At 71.8% G+C, this 14470-nt stretch carries 17 protein-coding genes; 15 read left to right on the forward strand and 2 right to left on the reverse strand.

Going from position 1 to position 14470, the window contains the following annotated elements:
* Nucleotides 1-112 precede the first annotated feature (112 nt).
* The 5 genes from F1734_RS18210 to F1734_RS18230 all read left to right on the forward strand — a co-directional run bounded on the left by F1734_RS18210 (nt 113) and on the right by F1734_RS18230 (nt 4129).
* Nucleotides 113-1753, forward strand: a complete 1641-nt coding sequence (locus F1734_RS18210) for an acyl-CoA carboxylase subunit beta (RefSeq protein WP_203010860.1) — start codon at nt 113-115, stop codon at nt 1751-1753.
* A 151-nt stretch (nt 1754-1904) separates the two neighbouring features.
* Nucleotides 1905-2222: an acyl-CoA carboxylase subunit epsilon gene (locus F1734_RS18215; protein WP_010594775.1), complete on the forward strand. Its 318-nt coding sequence runs from the start codon at nt 1905-1907 to the stop codon at nt 2220-2222.
* Nucleotides 2223-2224: 2 nt separating this feature from the next.
* Nucleotides 2225-2881, forward strand: coding sequence for a Maf family protein (locus F1734_RS18220; protein WP_029540059.1), 657 nt, complete (start codon nt 2225-2227; stop codon nt 2879-2881).
* A gap of 25 nt (nt 2882-2906) precedes the next feature.
* Nucleotides 2907-3704, forward strand: coding sequence for a class I SAM-dependent methyltransferase (locus F1734_RS18225; protein WP_010594777.1), 798 nt, complete (start codon nt 2907-2909; stop codon nt 3702-3704).
* A gap of 65 nt (nt 3705-3769) precedes the next feature.
* A complete protein-coding gene (locus F1734_RS18230) occupies nt 3770-4129 on the forward strand; it encodes a cupin domain-containing protein (protein WP_010594778.1) in 360 nt (119 codons plus the stop codon).
* On the opposite strand, the gene F1734_RS18235 is transcribed toward F1734_RS18230, so the two are convergent.
* Nucleotides 4095-4496: a group III truncated hemoglobin gene (locus F1734_RS18235; protein WP_010594779.1), complete on the reverse strand. Its 402-nt coding sequence runs from the start codon at nt 4494-4496 to the stop codon at nt 4095-4097. The two genes, F1734_RS18230 and F1734_RS18235, sit on opposite strands and share 35 nt — an antisense overlap.
* Before the next feature lie 90 nt (nt 4497-4586).
* Here F1734_RS18235 and F1734_RS18240 point away from each other — a divergent pair, with 90 nt between their 5' ends.
* The 9 genes from F1734_RS18240 to F1734_RS18280 all read left to right on the forward strand — a co-directional run bounded on the left by F1734_RS18240 (nt 4587) and on the right by F1734_RS18280 (nt 11413).
* A complete protein-coding gene (locus F1734_RS18240; RefSeq protein ID WP_010594780.1) occupies nt 4587-5480 on the forward strand; it encodes a sulfurtransferase in 894 nt (297 codons plus the stop codon).
* Nucleotides 5477-5890 (forward strand): SufE family protein, encoded by a 414-nt coding sequence (locus F1734_RS18245; protein ID WP_010594781.1) that lies wholly within the window; start codon nt 5477-5479, stop codon nt 5888-5890. Before F1734_RS18240 ends, F1734_RS18245 begins: the two co-directional genes overlap by 4 nt.
* 6 nt (nt 5891-5896) lie before the next feature.
* Nucleotides 5897-7327: a condensation domain-containing protein gene (locus tag F1734_RS18250; protein ID WP_203010861.1), complete on the forward strand. Its 1431-nt coding sequence runs from the start codon at nt 5897-5899 to the stop codon at nt 7325-7327.
* Nucleotides 7328-7447: 120 nt separating this feature from the next.
* Complete coding sequence (locus F1734_RS18255) at nt 7448-9244, forward strand: acetyl/propionyl/methylcrotonyl-CoA carboxylase subunit alpha (protein ID WP_010594783.1); 1797 nt, start codon at nt 7448-7450, stop codon at nt 9242-9244.
* 80 nt (nt 9245-9324) lie between these two features.
* On the forward strand, nt 9325-9915 hold the full coding sequence (locus F1734_RS26575; RefSeq protein WP_010594784.1) for a DUF1707 SHOCT-like domain-containing protein: 591 nt from the start codon (nt 9325-9327) through the stop codon (nt 9913-9915).
* A 20-nt stretch (nt 9916-9935) separates the two neighbouring features.
* Nucleotides 9936-10316, forward strand: a complete 381-nt coding sequence (locus tag F1734_RS18265) for a DUF1707 SHOCT-like domain-containing protein (protein WP_010594785.1) — start codon at nt 9936-9938, stop codon at nt 10314-10316.
* On the forward strand, nt 10317-10577 hold the full coding sequence (locus F1734_RS18270; RefSeq protein WP_048770727.1) for a hypothetical protein: 261 nt from the start codon (nt 10317-10319) through the stop codon (nt 10575-10577).
* A complete protein-coding gene (locus tag F1734_RS18275) occupies nt 10574-10915 on the forward strand; it encodes a VanZ family protein (protein ID WP_017679596.1) in 342 nt (113 codons plus the stop codon). The genes F1734_RS18270 and F1734_RS18275 overlap by 4 nt, the downstream gene beginning before the upstream one ends.
* Nucleotides 10916-11017: 102 nt before the next feature.
* A complete protein-coding gene (locus F1734_RS18280) occupies nt 11018-11413 on the forward strand; it encodes an MmcQ/YjbR family DNA-binding protein (RefSeq protein WP_010594788.1) in 396 nt (131 codons plus the stop codon).
* 31 nt (nt 11414-11444) lie between these two features.
* Here F1734_RS18280 and F1734_RS18285 read toward each other — a convergent pair whose 3' ends face one another.
* Nucleotides 11445-12269: a tyrosine-protein phosphatase gene (locus F1734_RS18285; protein ID WP_010594789.1), complete on the reverse strand. Its 825-nt coding sequence runs from the start codon at nt 12267-12269 to the stop codon at nt 11445-11447.
* A 197-nt stretch (nt 12270-12466) separates the two neighbouring features.
* Between F1734_RS18285 and F1734_RS18290 the strand changes: the two genes are divergently transcribed.
* Nucleotides 12467-14404 (forward strand): sensor histidine kinase, encoded by a 1938-nt coding sequence (locus F1734_RS18290; protein WP_230831608.1) that lies wholly within the window; start codon nt 12467-12469, stop codon nt 14402-14404.
* The last annotated feature ends 66 nt before the right edge of the window (nt 14405-14470 follow it).

The raw sequence follows: 14470 nt of genomic DNA on the forward strand, positions 1-14470 counted from the left end.
CAGCCTAGGATGGGCGGCGAACCGTACTCGCCGGTAGCTTCAGTTCAATGATTCAACACAAGCGGGGGCTCGGTGCGCGCTCGCTGACTGACGCTCGCTAAGCTCATGGCCCATGACCACTGTCCAGGAGCCGTCCGCGCCCGAGGCGGCGAGCACGCCCGATATCCACACGACCGCCGGCAAGCTGGCGGACCTGCGCAATCGCCAGGCTCAGGCGCAGGCCCCGAGCGGTGCGGCCGCCGTCGAGAAGGTGCACGCGAAGGGCAAGCTCACGGCCCGTGAGCGCATCGAAGCGCTGCTCGACGAAGACTCGTTCGTCGAGCTCGACCAGCTCGCCCGCCACCGCAGCACCAACTTCGGCCTGGCCGAGAACCGGCCGGTCGGCGACGGCGTCGTCACCGGCTACGGCACCGTCGACGGCCGCGACGTGTGCGTGTTCTCGCAGGACGCGACCGTGTTCGGCGGCAGTCTCGGCGAGGTCTACGGCGAGAAGATCGTCAAGGTCATGGACCTCGCGCTGCGGACCGGCCGTCCTCTGATCGGCATCAACGAGGGCGCCGGCGCGCGCATCCAGGAAGGCGTCGTCTCCCTCGGCCTCTACGGCGAGATCTTCCACCGCAACGTGCAGGCCTCCGGCGTGATCCCGCAGATCTCGCTGATCATGGGCCCGGCCGCCGGCGGACACGTCTACTCCCCCGCCCTGACCGACTTCGTGGTGATGGTCGACCAGACCAGCCAGATGTTCGTCACCGGACCCGACGTCATCAAGACCGTCACCGGCGAGGACGTCACCATGGAGGATCTCGGCGGCGCCCACACGCACATGGTCAAGTCCGGGGTCGCGCACTACGTCGCCGACGGCGAGCAGGACGCCCTGGACTACGTCAAGGACCTGCTGTCGTACCTGCCGAGCAACAATCAGGCCGCCGCGCCCCGCACGGCGCCGACCGACCCGATCGTCGGCTCGATCGAGGACTCGCTCACCGAGGAGGATCTCGAGCTCGACACCCTGATCCCGGATTCGGCGAACCAGCCCTACGACATGCACGAGGTGATCCGTCGCCTGCTCGACGACGACGAGTTCCTCGAGGTGCAGGCCGAGCGCGCCCAGAACATCATCGTCGGCTTCGGCCGCGTCGACGGCCGCAGCGTCGGCATCGTCGCCAACCAGCCCACCCAGTTCGCGGGCTGCCTGGACATCGACGCTTCGGAGAAGGCCGCGCGCTTCGTGCGCACCTGCGACGCGTTCAACGTCCCGATCGTCACCCTCGTCGACGTGCCGGGCTTCCTGCCGGGCACCGAGCAGGAGTACAACGGCATCATCCGCCGCGGCGCGAAGCTGCTGTACGCGTACGGCGAGGCCACCGTCGGCAAGATCACCGTCATCACGCGCAAGGCCTACGGCGGCGCGTACGACGTGATGGGCTCGAAGCACATGGGTGCGGACGTCAACCTGGCGTGGCCGACCGCGCAGATCGCCGTGATGGGCGCCTCCGGTGCCGTCGGCTTCGTCTACCGCAAGCGCCTGCTCGAAGCGGCCAAGAACGGCGAGGACGTCGACGCGCTGCGCCTCGAGCTGCAGAACGAGTACGAGGACACCCTGGTGAATCCGTACGTCGCCGCCGAGCGCGGCTACGTCGACGCGGTCATCCCGCCGTCGCACACGCGCGGGCAGATCGTGGCGGCCCTGCGGCTGCTCGAGCGCAAGATGGTCACGCTGCCGCCGAAGAAGCACGGGAACATCCCCCTCTGACGGCCACTCGGCCGAGACCATCCCGGCCGGTTCGGTTCCGCCGAGCCGGCCGGGCCCCGACCCACGAGAGGGACGACATGACTTCGAACGCGCAGCGCGCCCGCTCCCGCGCCCTGCCCGCCGCCTCCGGTAACCTCCCGGGAGGTGTGTTGTGACTGCGGTAGCTGAGGAGAAGACCATCATCGACACCGAGGTGACCGAGGTCGCAGCGGCCGAGTCGGCAGAGTCGGCCGAGTCGACGGCGCCGGCGGCCGAGACCGCCGGCCCCGAGACGTCCGCGGCGATCCGGATCGTCAAGGGCAACCCCTCGGATGTCGAGATCGCCGCGCTGGTCGCGGTGCTCGCCGCGGCCTCCGGATCCGCCGCCCCGGCAGAGGACGACCGCCCGCGCGAGACGTGGGGCGACCCCACGCGGATGCACCGCCGGACGGCGCCGTTCTCGCCGTACTCGTACCCGAACCTGGGCTGATCGTGGCCAGGCTGGTGCTCGCGTCGGCGTCCCCGGCCCGGCTGTCCGTGCTGCGCGCGGCCGGGGTCGACCCGATCGTGCGGGTCTCGGCGGTGGACGAGGATGCACTGATCGCCGAGCTCGGTCCCGGCGCGGCACCCGAACTGGTGGTCACCGAGCTCGCGAGGGCGAAGGCGGCGGACGTCGTGCCGGCCCTCGTGCGCGACGGTCTCGGTGACGACACCCTCGTCGTGGGCTGCGACTCGATGCTGCTGGTCGACGGGCAGCTCCAGGGCAAGCCGGGCACGGTGGAGGTCGCCCGCGAGCGCTGGCGGGCGATGGCGGGCCGCAGCGCCGACCTGCTCACCGGCCACAGCGTCCTGCGCCTGGGCGGCGGCGAGGTCGTCGCCCGCGCCGCCGGCCACAGCAGCACCACCGTCCACTTCGGCCGCCCCACCGACGCCGACCTCGAGGCCTACCTGGCCAGCGGCGAGCCGCTGCAGGTGGCGGGGGCGTTCACGCTCGACAGCCTCGGCGGGTGGTTCGTCGAGCGCGTCGAGGGCGACCCGTCCTCGGTGATCGGGATCGGCCTGCCGCTGGTGCGACGACTGCTCGCCGAGGTGGGCGTGTCGGTGGCGCGGCTCTGGGCGTCGAACACCGCCGAGGCCCCTTCTATTTAGGATTGCCTTCCCTTAACATCGAGGCATGAGCGATCCCCATGCCCTGCCCATGTCCGAGCGCGACTCCGCCCACCTGCCCGGCCACTGGCTGCTCGCTCGCCTCGGCAAGCGCGTGCTGCGTCCCGGCGGCGCGGGGATGACCACGCGCCTGCTCGCCGACGCGGGCATCGAGGGCAGCGACGTCGTCGAACTCGCCCCCGGCCTCGGTCGGACCGCGCGGGAGATCCTGGCTTCGGCGCCGCTCTCGTACACCGGCGTCGAGCACGACGAGACCGCCGCGGCGCTGACCCGCGACGCGATCGGCGACCGCGGTCGCTGCGTCGTCGCGGACGCCGCGGCCACCGGCCTTCCCGATGCGGACGCCGACGTCGTCGTCGGCGAAGCGATGCTCACCATGCAGACCGACGCCGCCAAGGCCCGCATCGTCGCCGAGGCCGTGCGCACGCTGCGCCCCGGTGGCCGGTACGCGATCCACGAGCTCGCCCTCGTGCCCGACGAGCTCGACGACGCGGTGAAGACCGAGATCCGGCAGGGCCTGGCCCGCTCCATCAAGGTCAACGCCCGTCCGCTCACCGTCGCCGAGTGGCGGTCCCTGCTCACCGACGCCGGCCTGCGCGTCGACGTCGTGCGGCTCGCCCCGATGGCGTTGCTGCGGCCCGCGCGGTTCGTCGCCGACGAGGGCGTCCTCGGCACCCTGCGCTTCGTACGCAACGTGCTGCGCGACGGCGACGCCCGCAAGCGGGTGCTGGGCATGCGCGCGACGTTCACGACGTACCGCAAGTCGATCGCGGCCGTGGCGATCGTCGCGGCGAAGCCGCGGTAGGGCGATCGTCGCGACGAAGCCGCGGTAGGGCGATCGTCGCGACGAAGCCGCGGTAGCCTGCGGTCGTGAGCCCCGCCGCGCCGCAGCCCGAACCCGCCGCCCCCGCCCTGTCGCACCTCGCCGACGTCCGCGACGCCGTCGAGCCCTACCCGGACCGACCGCGCCCGCAGCGCGTCCTCGTCGCCGAGGGTGCCCGCGTCGTGGTCTTCGCCTTCGACGCCGGGCAGGAACTGCGCGAGCACACGGCCGCGTTTCCGGTCCTGCTGCAGGCCCTCACCGGCCACCTGCAGGTGACCGCCGACGGGCGCACCGTCGACCTCGAGCCGGGCGGGGTGGTGCACATGACCACCCGCCTGCCGCACGCGGTACGAGCAGTCGAGCCGTCGCGGCTCATGCTGACGATGCTCGATCCAGCCGCGCGCTGAGCGCCGCCGCGATCGACGCCGCCTTCGCCTTGGCGCGGTCGGCGTTCGTCCCGGCGAACAACTCGTCGACGGCCTCGTTCCACAGCCGCACCCAGCGGTCGAATCGGGCCGCGTCGAGCCCGTACTGGCGGTGCAGCGCGGCATGCACCGGCACCAGGGCGCCGCGGTAGCGGCCGGTGCGCAGCAGCACCTGCTCCCAGAAGTCCCCGATCGTCGGGAGATGGTCGTCGAGGCCGATCACGGCGAGGGTCGAGAACGGCGCCTCGAGCACGGGATCGACCAGCGCGCGCTCGTAGAACCGGCGCAGCAGCCGATCGATGTCGGCGCGGGTCGCGAGGTCCGTCGGGGCGGACGGGGAGCACAGCACGTTGCCCGACGGTACCGCCTAGAATCGACGGCGCACGTCGTCACCGGATTGTCGATCACCGAACTGTCACCACTGCCTCAGGAGCCACCTGTGCCCGTCGCGCCCGACGCCAACCCGTCCTTCGCCGCCTACGCCGATCCGACCCGCCTAGTGTCGACGGAGTGGCTGTCCGCCCACCTGGGCGCACCCGAGGTGAAGGTCGTCGAATCGGATGAGGATGTGCTGCTGTACGACGTCGGCCACATCCCCGGCGCCGTGAAGATCGACTGGCATCTCGACCTCAACGACCCGGTCACCCGCGACTACATCGACGGCGCCCAGTTCGCCGCCCTGATGGACCGCAAGGGCATCCGCCGCACCGACACGGTCGTCATCTACGGCGACAAGTCGAACTGGTGGGCCGCCTACGCGCTGTGGGTGTTCACGCTGTTCGGTCACGAGGACGTGCGCCTGCTCGACGGCGGCCGCGACGCCTGGATCGCCGAGAACCGCGACACCACCCTCGACATCCCGGTGAGCACCACCAGCGGCTACCCGGTGGTCGAGCGGAACGACGCCGCGATCCGGGCGTTCAAGGACGACGTCCTTGACCACCTCGGCAAGGGACCGCTCGTGGACGTGCGCTCCCCGCAGGAGTACACGGGCGAGCGCACCCACATGCCGGACTACCCCGAGGAAGGTGCGCTGCGCGGCGGGCACATCCCCACCGCGGTGTCCATTCCGTGGGCGCGGGCAGCGGCACCGGACAGCCGGTTCCGGTCGCGCACCGAGCTCGAGGAGATCTACGCCGACATCCCGCGGGACGCCGACGTCGTCGCGTACTGCCGCATCGGCGAACGGTCGAGCCACACGTGGTTCGTGCTGACCCATCTCCTCGGCTACGAGCACGTCCGCAACTACGACGGGTCGTGGACCGAGTGGGGCAATGCGGTACGGGTGCCGATCGTCAAGGGCGAGGAGCCCGGGGAGGTGCCGGCCCGGTGACCCTGCCCGCACCTCTCGCCGAGATCGTCGACGACTTCGCCGCGGTCGACGGCCAGGACAAGCTGCAGCTGCTGCTCGAGTTCAGCCGGGAACTTCCGCCGATTCCCGCCGAACTCGAGGAGGCGGCGATGGAGCCGGTGCCCGAGTGCCAGTCACCGCTGTTCCTGTCGGTCGACACGGCCGACCGTGAGCATGTGCGGCTGCACTTCAGCGCGCCCCCCGAGGCCCCGACCACCCGCGGCTTCGCGTCCATCCTGCATCAGGGGCTCGACGGCCTCAGTGCCGAACAGATCCTCGAGGTCCCCGACGACTTCTACTCGGCCCTCGGCCTGGCCGAAGCTGTCAGCCCGCTGCGCCTGCGAGGGATGAGCGCAATGCTGGCGCGCATCAAGCGGCATCTGCGCACCTGAGATGTCATGGAGTTCACCGAGCTGGCGGACTACCCGATCCCGGCGGGTGTGCTGACCGAATGGCTGCCGTGCGCCGCGGAGGATGCCTGGACGACCGATCCGCGGCCGGTGTCGTACGTCCACGAGGCGCATCTGCGCCGCACCGCGGGCAGCCGATACGGCGACGTTCCGGATGCGTGGCTGGGTACCGCCTTCGAGGTCCGCGGGCATCTCGAACAGGAACCGTTCCGGCGGGCCCTCGAACGCTGGATCGACCGCCACGAACCGCTGCGCAGCCACGTCGCCCTGGGCGGCGACGCGGCCGCCGGCGCGCACCGGCGCACCGCGCCCGCCGGTGCGGTGTCGGTCCGGTACGTCCGACACCTGCCCTCCGCTCCGGACGACATCCGCGAGCACCTCGAGCAACTGCTCGCCGACTGCACCGAACCGCACACGTGGCAGGCGTACGTCTTCGCCACCCTCGAACCCGAGGACGCGGACGCGTCCGGCTCGTCGTTCACGGTGTTCTTCGCCGCTGACCCTGCCGTGGCCGACGCCTACTCGGTCGTCCTGGTCGCCCACGAGATCACCGCCCTGTACGAGCAGGAGCGATCCGGCCGGCCGGCCGGATTGTTCCCCGTGGGCAGCTACATCGACTTCGGTGCCGCGGAACGGGCGGACGCCGCCGACCTGGCCGGCGACCACGAGGCCGTGCGGATCTGGCGAGACGCCCTGACCGCCGGCGGCGGCATGCCCGAGTTCCCGTTGCCCCTCGGCCCCCGGCCCGTCGACGGGTCGCCGCAGCGTCGGCTGTCCGTGCGGATGCTCGACGACGAACGGGCCAACCGGTTCGCCGCCCGCTGCCGGGAGGCCGGGCACGGATTCTTCGCCGGCACGCTGGCGTGTCTCGCCCGGGCCGCGGTCGAACTCGCGGGGATCGAACTGTTCCGGACGATCGCGCCCGCCCACACCCGCAGCGGCCCGATGTGGGCCGGAGCCCTCGGCTGGTTCGTGGGGCTGCGTCCGGTCGAGATCGACACGACCGGGACCGCGGACTTCGCGACGCTCGTGGCGCGCGCCGGTGCCGAACTGCGCCGCACCCGGGCGAGCGCCCGGGTCCCGTTCGACCTCGTCGGCGAACTGCTGGGGATACCCATGCGACCGCGATTCCTGGTGTCGTACATGGACGTTCGCTTCGTCCCCATGGCCGCGCAGTGGCCGCAGTGGAACGCCCGGACACTGCGCAGCCGCAGCTACACGCACGACGTGTTCCTGTGGTTCAACCGCAGCCCGAAGGGCGTGAACCTGGCGGGCCGGTTTCCCGACACGCCGACCGCCGCGGCCAACGTGCCGCCGTTCGTCGAGCGGGTCCGGGAATTGATGCACGAGGTGAGCGAGGGTCGCGCGTGGGACACGCCGGAACCCGCGAACCGGGGCGATCCGACTACCGACCGGTAACGTTGCCGGGTTCCGGGCGACCCGTAGGGTGTAGTGGCTATCCGGTTACATCGTCTATCGGATTGGCGCCTACACTCCCAGAGACGGCAATAACCTAACGATCGATCAACAGGAGGCTCCGTGCCCAGTCATGCCAGCGCGCACATCACGAAGGTGCTCGTCGCCAACCGCGGCGAGATCGCTGTGCGGGTCATCCGAGCCGCCAAGGACGCCGGTTACGGGAGCGTGGCCGTCTACGCAGAACCCGACGCCGACGCCCAGTTCGTGAAGCTCGCCGACGAGGCATTCGCGCTCGGTGGCCAGACCTCCGCCGAGTCCTACCTGGTGTTCGACAAGATCCTCGACGCCGCCCGCAAGTCCGGCGCCGACGCGATCCACCCCGGCTACGGCTTCCTGTCCGAGAACGCCGACTTCGCCCAGGCCGTGATCGACGCCGGCCTGATCTGGATCGGCCCCTCCCCGCAGGCCATCCGCGACCTCGGCGACAAGGTCACCGCACGGCACATCGCCGAGCGCGCCCAGGCCCCGATGGCCGCGGGCACCAAGGACCCCGTCGCCAATGCCGACGAGGTCGTGGAGTTCGCGAAGGAGTACGGCGTGCCGGTCGCGATCAAGGCGGCCTTCGGCGGTGGCGGCCGCGGCATGAAGGTCGCGCACTCCATCGAGGAGATCCCCGAGCTGTTCGAGTCCGCGACCCGCGAGGCCGTCGCCGCCTTCGGCCGCGGCGAGTGCTTCGTCGAGCAGTACCTCGACAAGGCCCGCCACGTCGAGGCGCAGGTCATCGCCGACCAGCACGGCAACGTCATCGTCGCCGGCACCCGCGACTGCTCGCTGCAGCGCCGCTTCCAGAAGCTCGTCGAGGAGGCCCCCGCGCCGTTCCTGACCGACGAGCAGCGCCGCCGCATCCACGAGTCCGCCAAGGCCATCTGCCGCGAGGCCGGCTACTACGGCGCCGGCACGGTCGAGTACCTGGTCCAGGGCGACACCGTCTCCTTCCTCGAGGTCAACACCCGCCTGCAGGTCGAGCACCCGGTCACCGAGGAGACCGCGGGCATCGACCTGGTGCGCCAGCAGTTCCGCATCGCCAACGGCGAGAAGCTCGAGATCACCGAGGATCCGACCCCGCGCGGGCACGCGTTCGAGTTCCGCATCAACGGCGAGGACGCCGGCCGCGGCTTCCTGCCGGCCCCCGGCCCGATCAGCGTGTACCGCGAGCCCTCGGGCCCGGGTGTGCGCGTCGACTCCGGCGTGGTGCAGGGCGACGTCATCGGCGGGCAGTTCGACTCGATGCTCGCCAAGCTGATCGTCACGGGCGAGACCCGGCAGCAGGCGCTCGAGCGCGCCCGCCGCGCCCTGGCCGAGTTCGAGGTCGACGGCCTGGCCACCGTGATCCCGTTCCACCGGCACATCGTCGAGCACCCCGCGTTCGTCGGGGACGGCGAGAAGTTCGACGTCTACACCAAGTGGATCGAAACCGAGTGGGAGAACACCGTCGAGCCGTACACCGGCGGTGCGGCCGCGACCGAGGACGAGGACGAGGCCCTGCCGCGGCAGAACGTCGTCGTCGAGGTCGGCGGCCGTCGCGTCGAGGTGTCGCTGCCCGGTCAGTTCACCCTCGGCGCCGGTGGCGCTGCGGCCGGCGGGGCGCTGCGCAAGAAGCCGAAGCCGCGCAAGCGCGGCGGCGCCCACGGCGGTAAGGCCTCCGGTGACGCGGTCACCGCGCCGATGCAGGGCACCGTCGTCAAGGTCGCGGTCTCCGAGGGCCAGGAGGTCGCCGAGGGCGACCTGATCGTGGTGCTCGAGGCCATGAAGATGGAGAACCCGGTCAACGCGCACAAGGCCGGTGTCGTCACGGGCCTGGCGGTCGAGCCGGGCGCCGCCATCACCCAGGGCACGGTGCTCGCCGAGCTCAAGTAGTCCCGCGTCCGACGGCGCGCCCCCGGAATCCTCGGATTCCGGGGGCGCGCCGTCGGCCGTCCCGGGTCTAGGGTGGTGACATGGCCGATTCACCGGAAATCCGTGTCGGCACGGTCGAGCGCGAGCAAGCTCAGGTCCTGCTCGGCGAGCACTTCGGTGCCGGCCGGCTCACCCTCGCCGAATTCGAGGACCGCAGCGGTCGCATCGCCGCCGCCACCACCCGCCGCGACCTCGCACTCCTGTTCACCGACCTGCCTCCCCTGACCGGCCGGACCGACGGACGTCGGCGCGGGTGGTGGTTCCTGGTCCCGGTCGTGGTGCTCGGACTGTTGGCGCTCCACGCACTCCTGGAACCGGGCGTGTGGATCATGACGGGCGCGGGCGCCGCCGCCACCGTCGCCGTCCTCGCCGTCCGCGCCCGCGGCGGGCGGCCACGTCCGGCCGAGCCGGCCTTCCTGCGCGATGTCGCTCCGGCCCCCGCCCCCCGGGAACCGCAACCGCCCGCCCCCCGCGACATTCCCGACGTGGTGTGGCTGCTGGCGATGAGCATGTTCGCCGTCGCCCCGGCCCTGGTACTGCGGCATCCGGTGGCGCTGCTGATCTCCGCGGTCGCGCTGATCCTGATCATCTCCAGAGCATTCCGGACCGGCACCGGCGGGACCGGTCGCTGACGACACATTAGTGTGGACCCATGGCCGACTCCCCCGAGGTCCGTATCGGCACCGTCGAACGCGAACAGGCACTGAACCTGCTCGGTGAGCACTTCGGTGCCGGCCGGCTCACCCTCGCCGAATTCGACGAGCGCAGCGCGAAGGCGGCAGCGGCCACCACCCGCGCCGAGCTCGACACCTTGTTCACCGACCTGCCCCCCGCGACCCCGAACACGCCTGCGCCGGTACAGGACACCGCGAAGGCCGAGCAGTGGGAGAAGTGGCGCACCACCGCCATGGCGCTGGTCCCGTTCGTCGCGCTGGTGCTGTTCTTCGCCTTCGACAACTGGCTGTGGTTCCTGCTGATCCCGGTCGCGGGAATCCTGTTCTCCGCGACCAAGGGCACGAAGGGTGGCTGCTGAGTGGAGCCCGTCGAGATCAACGCGGGCAACTGGTATCTGCTCGCCGAGGACCCCGAGGCGTGGGCCGCGGACACCGGCTACCACTGGTCGGTCCGGGAGGCGACGACCGCCGCCGTCGAAGCCACCGTCCAACTGCGTCCCGACGGGACGCTGACCGGCACCGCCGAACCCGGCGGCTCCGCCGCCCTGGCCGCGGGTTCGGCGGCCGTGCGACGGTTCGCCGAGGGCGCCTGGGGCATGACGGTCACCGAACGTCCATGACCGCCCGGTTCGCGCCGGTGACGCTCACGCTCGTGGTCGTCACCGTGCTGCTCATGCTGCCGGGCGATACGACCCCGTCCGGCTTCCCGCACGCCGACAAGATCACGCACGCGCTGATGTTCGCGGTGCTCGCGTACGCCTCCCGCTTCGCCCGGATCCCGCCCGCCGCGACCGTCGCCTGGCTCGCCGTGTACGCGGCGCTCACCGAGGTCCTCCAGGCCGCCGTCGCGGTGCGCCGGTCGGGGTCGGTGTGGGACTGGTGCGCGGACCTGGCCGGGGCGCTGCTCGGCATCGCGCTGTACGCCGCGGTGCGTCGTCGTTCCCGCGCACGGACGTAGGCGCCCGCGACCGCCGGGACGACTTCCCCGCCGCCCGGGACGTCGCGAACAGCGAGAACGGACGCCGGTCGTGGTGTCGCCGCCGGACGGTACGCTGCGCGTATGCCGCATCCCGTCATGTTCGACGAGGCCGATCCGCTGCTGACACGGATACGTGGGCTGGCGCTGACCTTCCCGGGTGCCGCCGAGAAGATCTCGCACGGCAGGCCGTTCTTCTACACGAGGACTGCGTTCGCCGTGTACGGCGGGTCCGTCAAGGCCACGGGCGTGCAGTTCCCGCGATCGCTGATCGTCAAACCGGACGCCGCCGAGCGCGAGGCCCTGCTCGGGCAGCCCCACACCTACGACCCGGCGTACCTCGGTCCGTCGGGGTGGATCGGGTTCGATCTGGAGCGGGCCGACGTCGACTGGGACGAGATCGCCGAGTTGCTCGACATGTCGTTCCGGGTCACGGCGCCGGCGAGGCTGGTGCGCGAGTGGGACGGTCGCGTCGGATGATCCGGGTCGCGCGGTAGCGTCGGTCCGGATCTCACCCGAGCAGAGCCTGCCCGAGTCGGTCCCGATCGGCGGTCGTGAGCCCCAATCCGTCGTCGAGGTACCGGTCGAACGACCCGAATTCGTCCTCGGCCGTCGCGAACGCCACCTCGAGGTACTCGGCGCGGACGCCGAGAACGGATTCGAGGTCCGCACGCTCGACTCCCTTCGCGGTGAGCGCGGCGAGAATCGGTTCGAACGCCGGCAGCAGCATCTCGTTGGTCCGCAGGTAGTCCTCGAACACCGAGTCGCGATCCACACCGAGCGCCAGCAGCAGCACGGCTGCGGCCCAGCCGGTGCGGTCCTTGCCGGTGGTGCAGTGCACGAGAACCGGGGTCCCGTCCTCGACGAGCAGCGAGCGCAGCAGCGTCCGGTACGCCGCCCGGGCGCTCGGCAGCAGCACGAAGTCGCGATAGCTGCCCCGCAGGTACTCGGCGCCACGGCCGTCCCCGAGAACCTCCCGGGCGAACGCGGCGTCGGTCAGCAACTCCTTCATGTGTGCGGCGATCGAACCGTGCTCACGATCGGCGAGCACGTCGAGCGGCACATGCCGGACGCCGGCCGGCACCCGGTCGGGCGCCGCCTCCCGTTCCGCGGCCGTTCGCAGATCCACGACCGTCGTCAGCCCCAGTCCTTCGAGTGCGCGCGCATCCGCGTCGGTGACCCGGCTCAGGTCGGTCGAGCGGTACACCACGCCCCAGCGCACCGACGCGCCGTCCCCGGTGGTCCACCCGCCGAGGTCGCGCAGGTTGGGGATCGACTTCGGTTCGAGCCCGGGCCCCGGCGTTCGGGCAGGGCTACCGGCGGCGGAGTCCGACATGGGCCCACCCTAACGGGGTGGGTTCACGCTGTCGTGACCGTGCCACCGGCGTCGCGCGGCCGGGGAACTCCGGCAGCCCGGTGACGGTGTCCGTGTGTGCCCCCTCGTCGACCGATCGATCGACACGGGTACCGGCTGCGCCGGCAGCCGCACTCATGCCGGCTGCGCCGGCAGCCGAGACGGTCGGCGGATCCGTGGTGACACCGGATTCCGGCACCGTGGTGACACCGGAGGCGTCCCGTGCCAGCACGGTGGTGCCCACGCCGACGCGGGAGGAGACTGAGACGGTCCGGGAGGAGGCCGGGGTGCGGCAACGAGTGATCCAGCTACTCGTCGTGGTCACTGCGGTGCTGGTCGCGGCGATCGCCGCCACGGTGGACCGGTCGCCGACGGGACTGCGGGATCCGGCGCGCACGCTCCTGCTCGGGCCGCGCGAGTCCTTCGCCGCCGCCGAGGGCCCGTTCCTCCCGGTGTTCGGGCCGACCGAACTGGGGCTGTTCCTCGGCGCCGGTGTGGCGTTCGTCGTGGCCGGGGCGATCGCATGGAACACCCGCCCGCACGACCTGACCGGTCCTCTCATCCTCATGGCCGGCCTGCTGTGGTTCCTCGGCGGTCTGCGGCGCTCCGGCGAACCCGTGGCCTTCACCGTCGGCGCGGTGGCGACGAACCTGTACCTACCCGTCCTGCTCCAGGCCCTCGTGGGATTCCCGACCGGTCGGCTGGAACGACCGTGGCAACGCCTGTTCGTCGGAGCCGCCTGGATCCTCGCCACCGTCGGCATCGTGGCCGAGTGGCTGTTCTTCGATCCGCGGACCGCACCCGCGGCATCCCCGTCGACATCGACGAATCTACTTCTCCTGCGCGATGATCCGTCCCTCGCGCGGACCGTGCAGCTCGTCGTCGGGTTCTGCGCGTTCCTGATCGTGGTGACGCTCGTGGTGGTGGTGATCGTGCGCTGGCGTTCGGGGTCGCCCGCGTACCGGTCGGGATTCGCACCGCTCGGGGTCGCATACGGCCTCTCGGCGGTGATCACACTCGCCGTGCTCTCCAGCGCGGTGAACCTGCCCTGGTCGCCCCCGACCTGGGTGCTCAACCTGCGCTACCCGGCCACGGCGTTGTTCCCGCTCGCGGTCGCGATCGGCCTACTCCGGTACCGGCTCGCCCGAGCTGCGGTCAGCGACGCGATGGTCGAGATCGGCACCGCGCCGCTCGGTGCCGGGTTCGTCGACGCGCTCCGACGCGCCGTGCACGACCCGAGCCTGGTGCTGTGGACGTACGTCCCGGAGCGGGCGGCGTACGTCGATCCGGACGGTGCGGTGCGTGCTCTGCCCCGCCGCTCGGATCCCCGGGCGGCGACCGTCCTCGAGCGCGCCGGCACACCGGTCGGCGCGCTGGTGTACGACCCGTCGCTCGAGACGCAACCCGAGCTGCTCGCCGCGGTCCGCAGCGCCACCGGCCTGGCCCTCGAGCACGAGCGGCTGCACGCGGACCTGCAGCTCCGGCTCGACGAGGTGCGGCGCTCCCGCGAACGGATCGTCACGGCCGGTGACGTCCAGCGCCGGCGCCTCGAGCGCGACCTGCACGACGGTGCGCAGCAGCGTCTCGTCGCCGCGTCGCTGCTGCTGCGCCGTGCACAGCGTGCCGGGGACGAGCCGACCCTGCGGCGGCTGCTCGCGGACGGTGCCGCCGAACTCGACGTCGCGCTGCGGGAACTGCGAGAGCTCGCCAGAGGCGTGTATCCGGCGGTGCTCACCGAGCGCGGACTCGCGGCGGCGCTGCGCTCACTGGCCGAGCGGGCACCCGTGCCCGTGGACATCGACGACGCGCTCGGCGAACGCCCCTCGGCCCCCGTCGAACTCGCCGCGTACCTCATCGGCGCGGAGGCCGTCACCAACGCCGGTAAGCACTCCGGGGCCACCGTCGTCCGGATCGGCCTGCACCGGACGGGCGACATGCTGCGTATGACGATCGGGGACAACGGGTGCGGTGGCGCGCGGCCGACGCCCGGCGGGGGGCTCGACGGGCTGCGCGATCGGACGGCCGCGCTCGGCGGCGAGTTCGTCCTCGACAGCCCCGAGGGCGGCGGCACGACCGTCGACGTCACCCTGCCGTTCCGCGTCGACGCCGGGTCCTGACCGGAACACCCGGTGGACGGTTCGCGATCGCACACCGCGCGGGTCACCTCCGCCGCCCCGCGGCGA

Origin of the sequence: Rhodococcus ruber (assembly GCF_016804345.1) — a bacterium.
Classification (GTDB): domain Bacteria; phylum Actinomycetota; class Actinomycetes; order Mycobacteriales; family Mycobacteriaceae; genus Rhodococcus; species Rhodococcus ruber.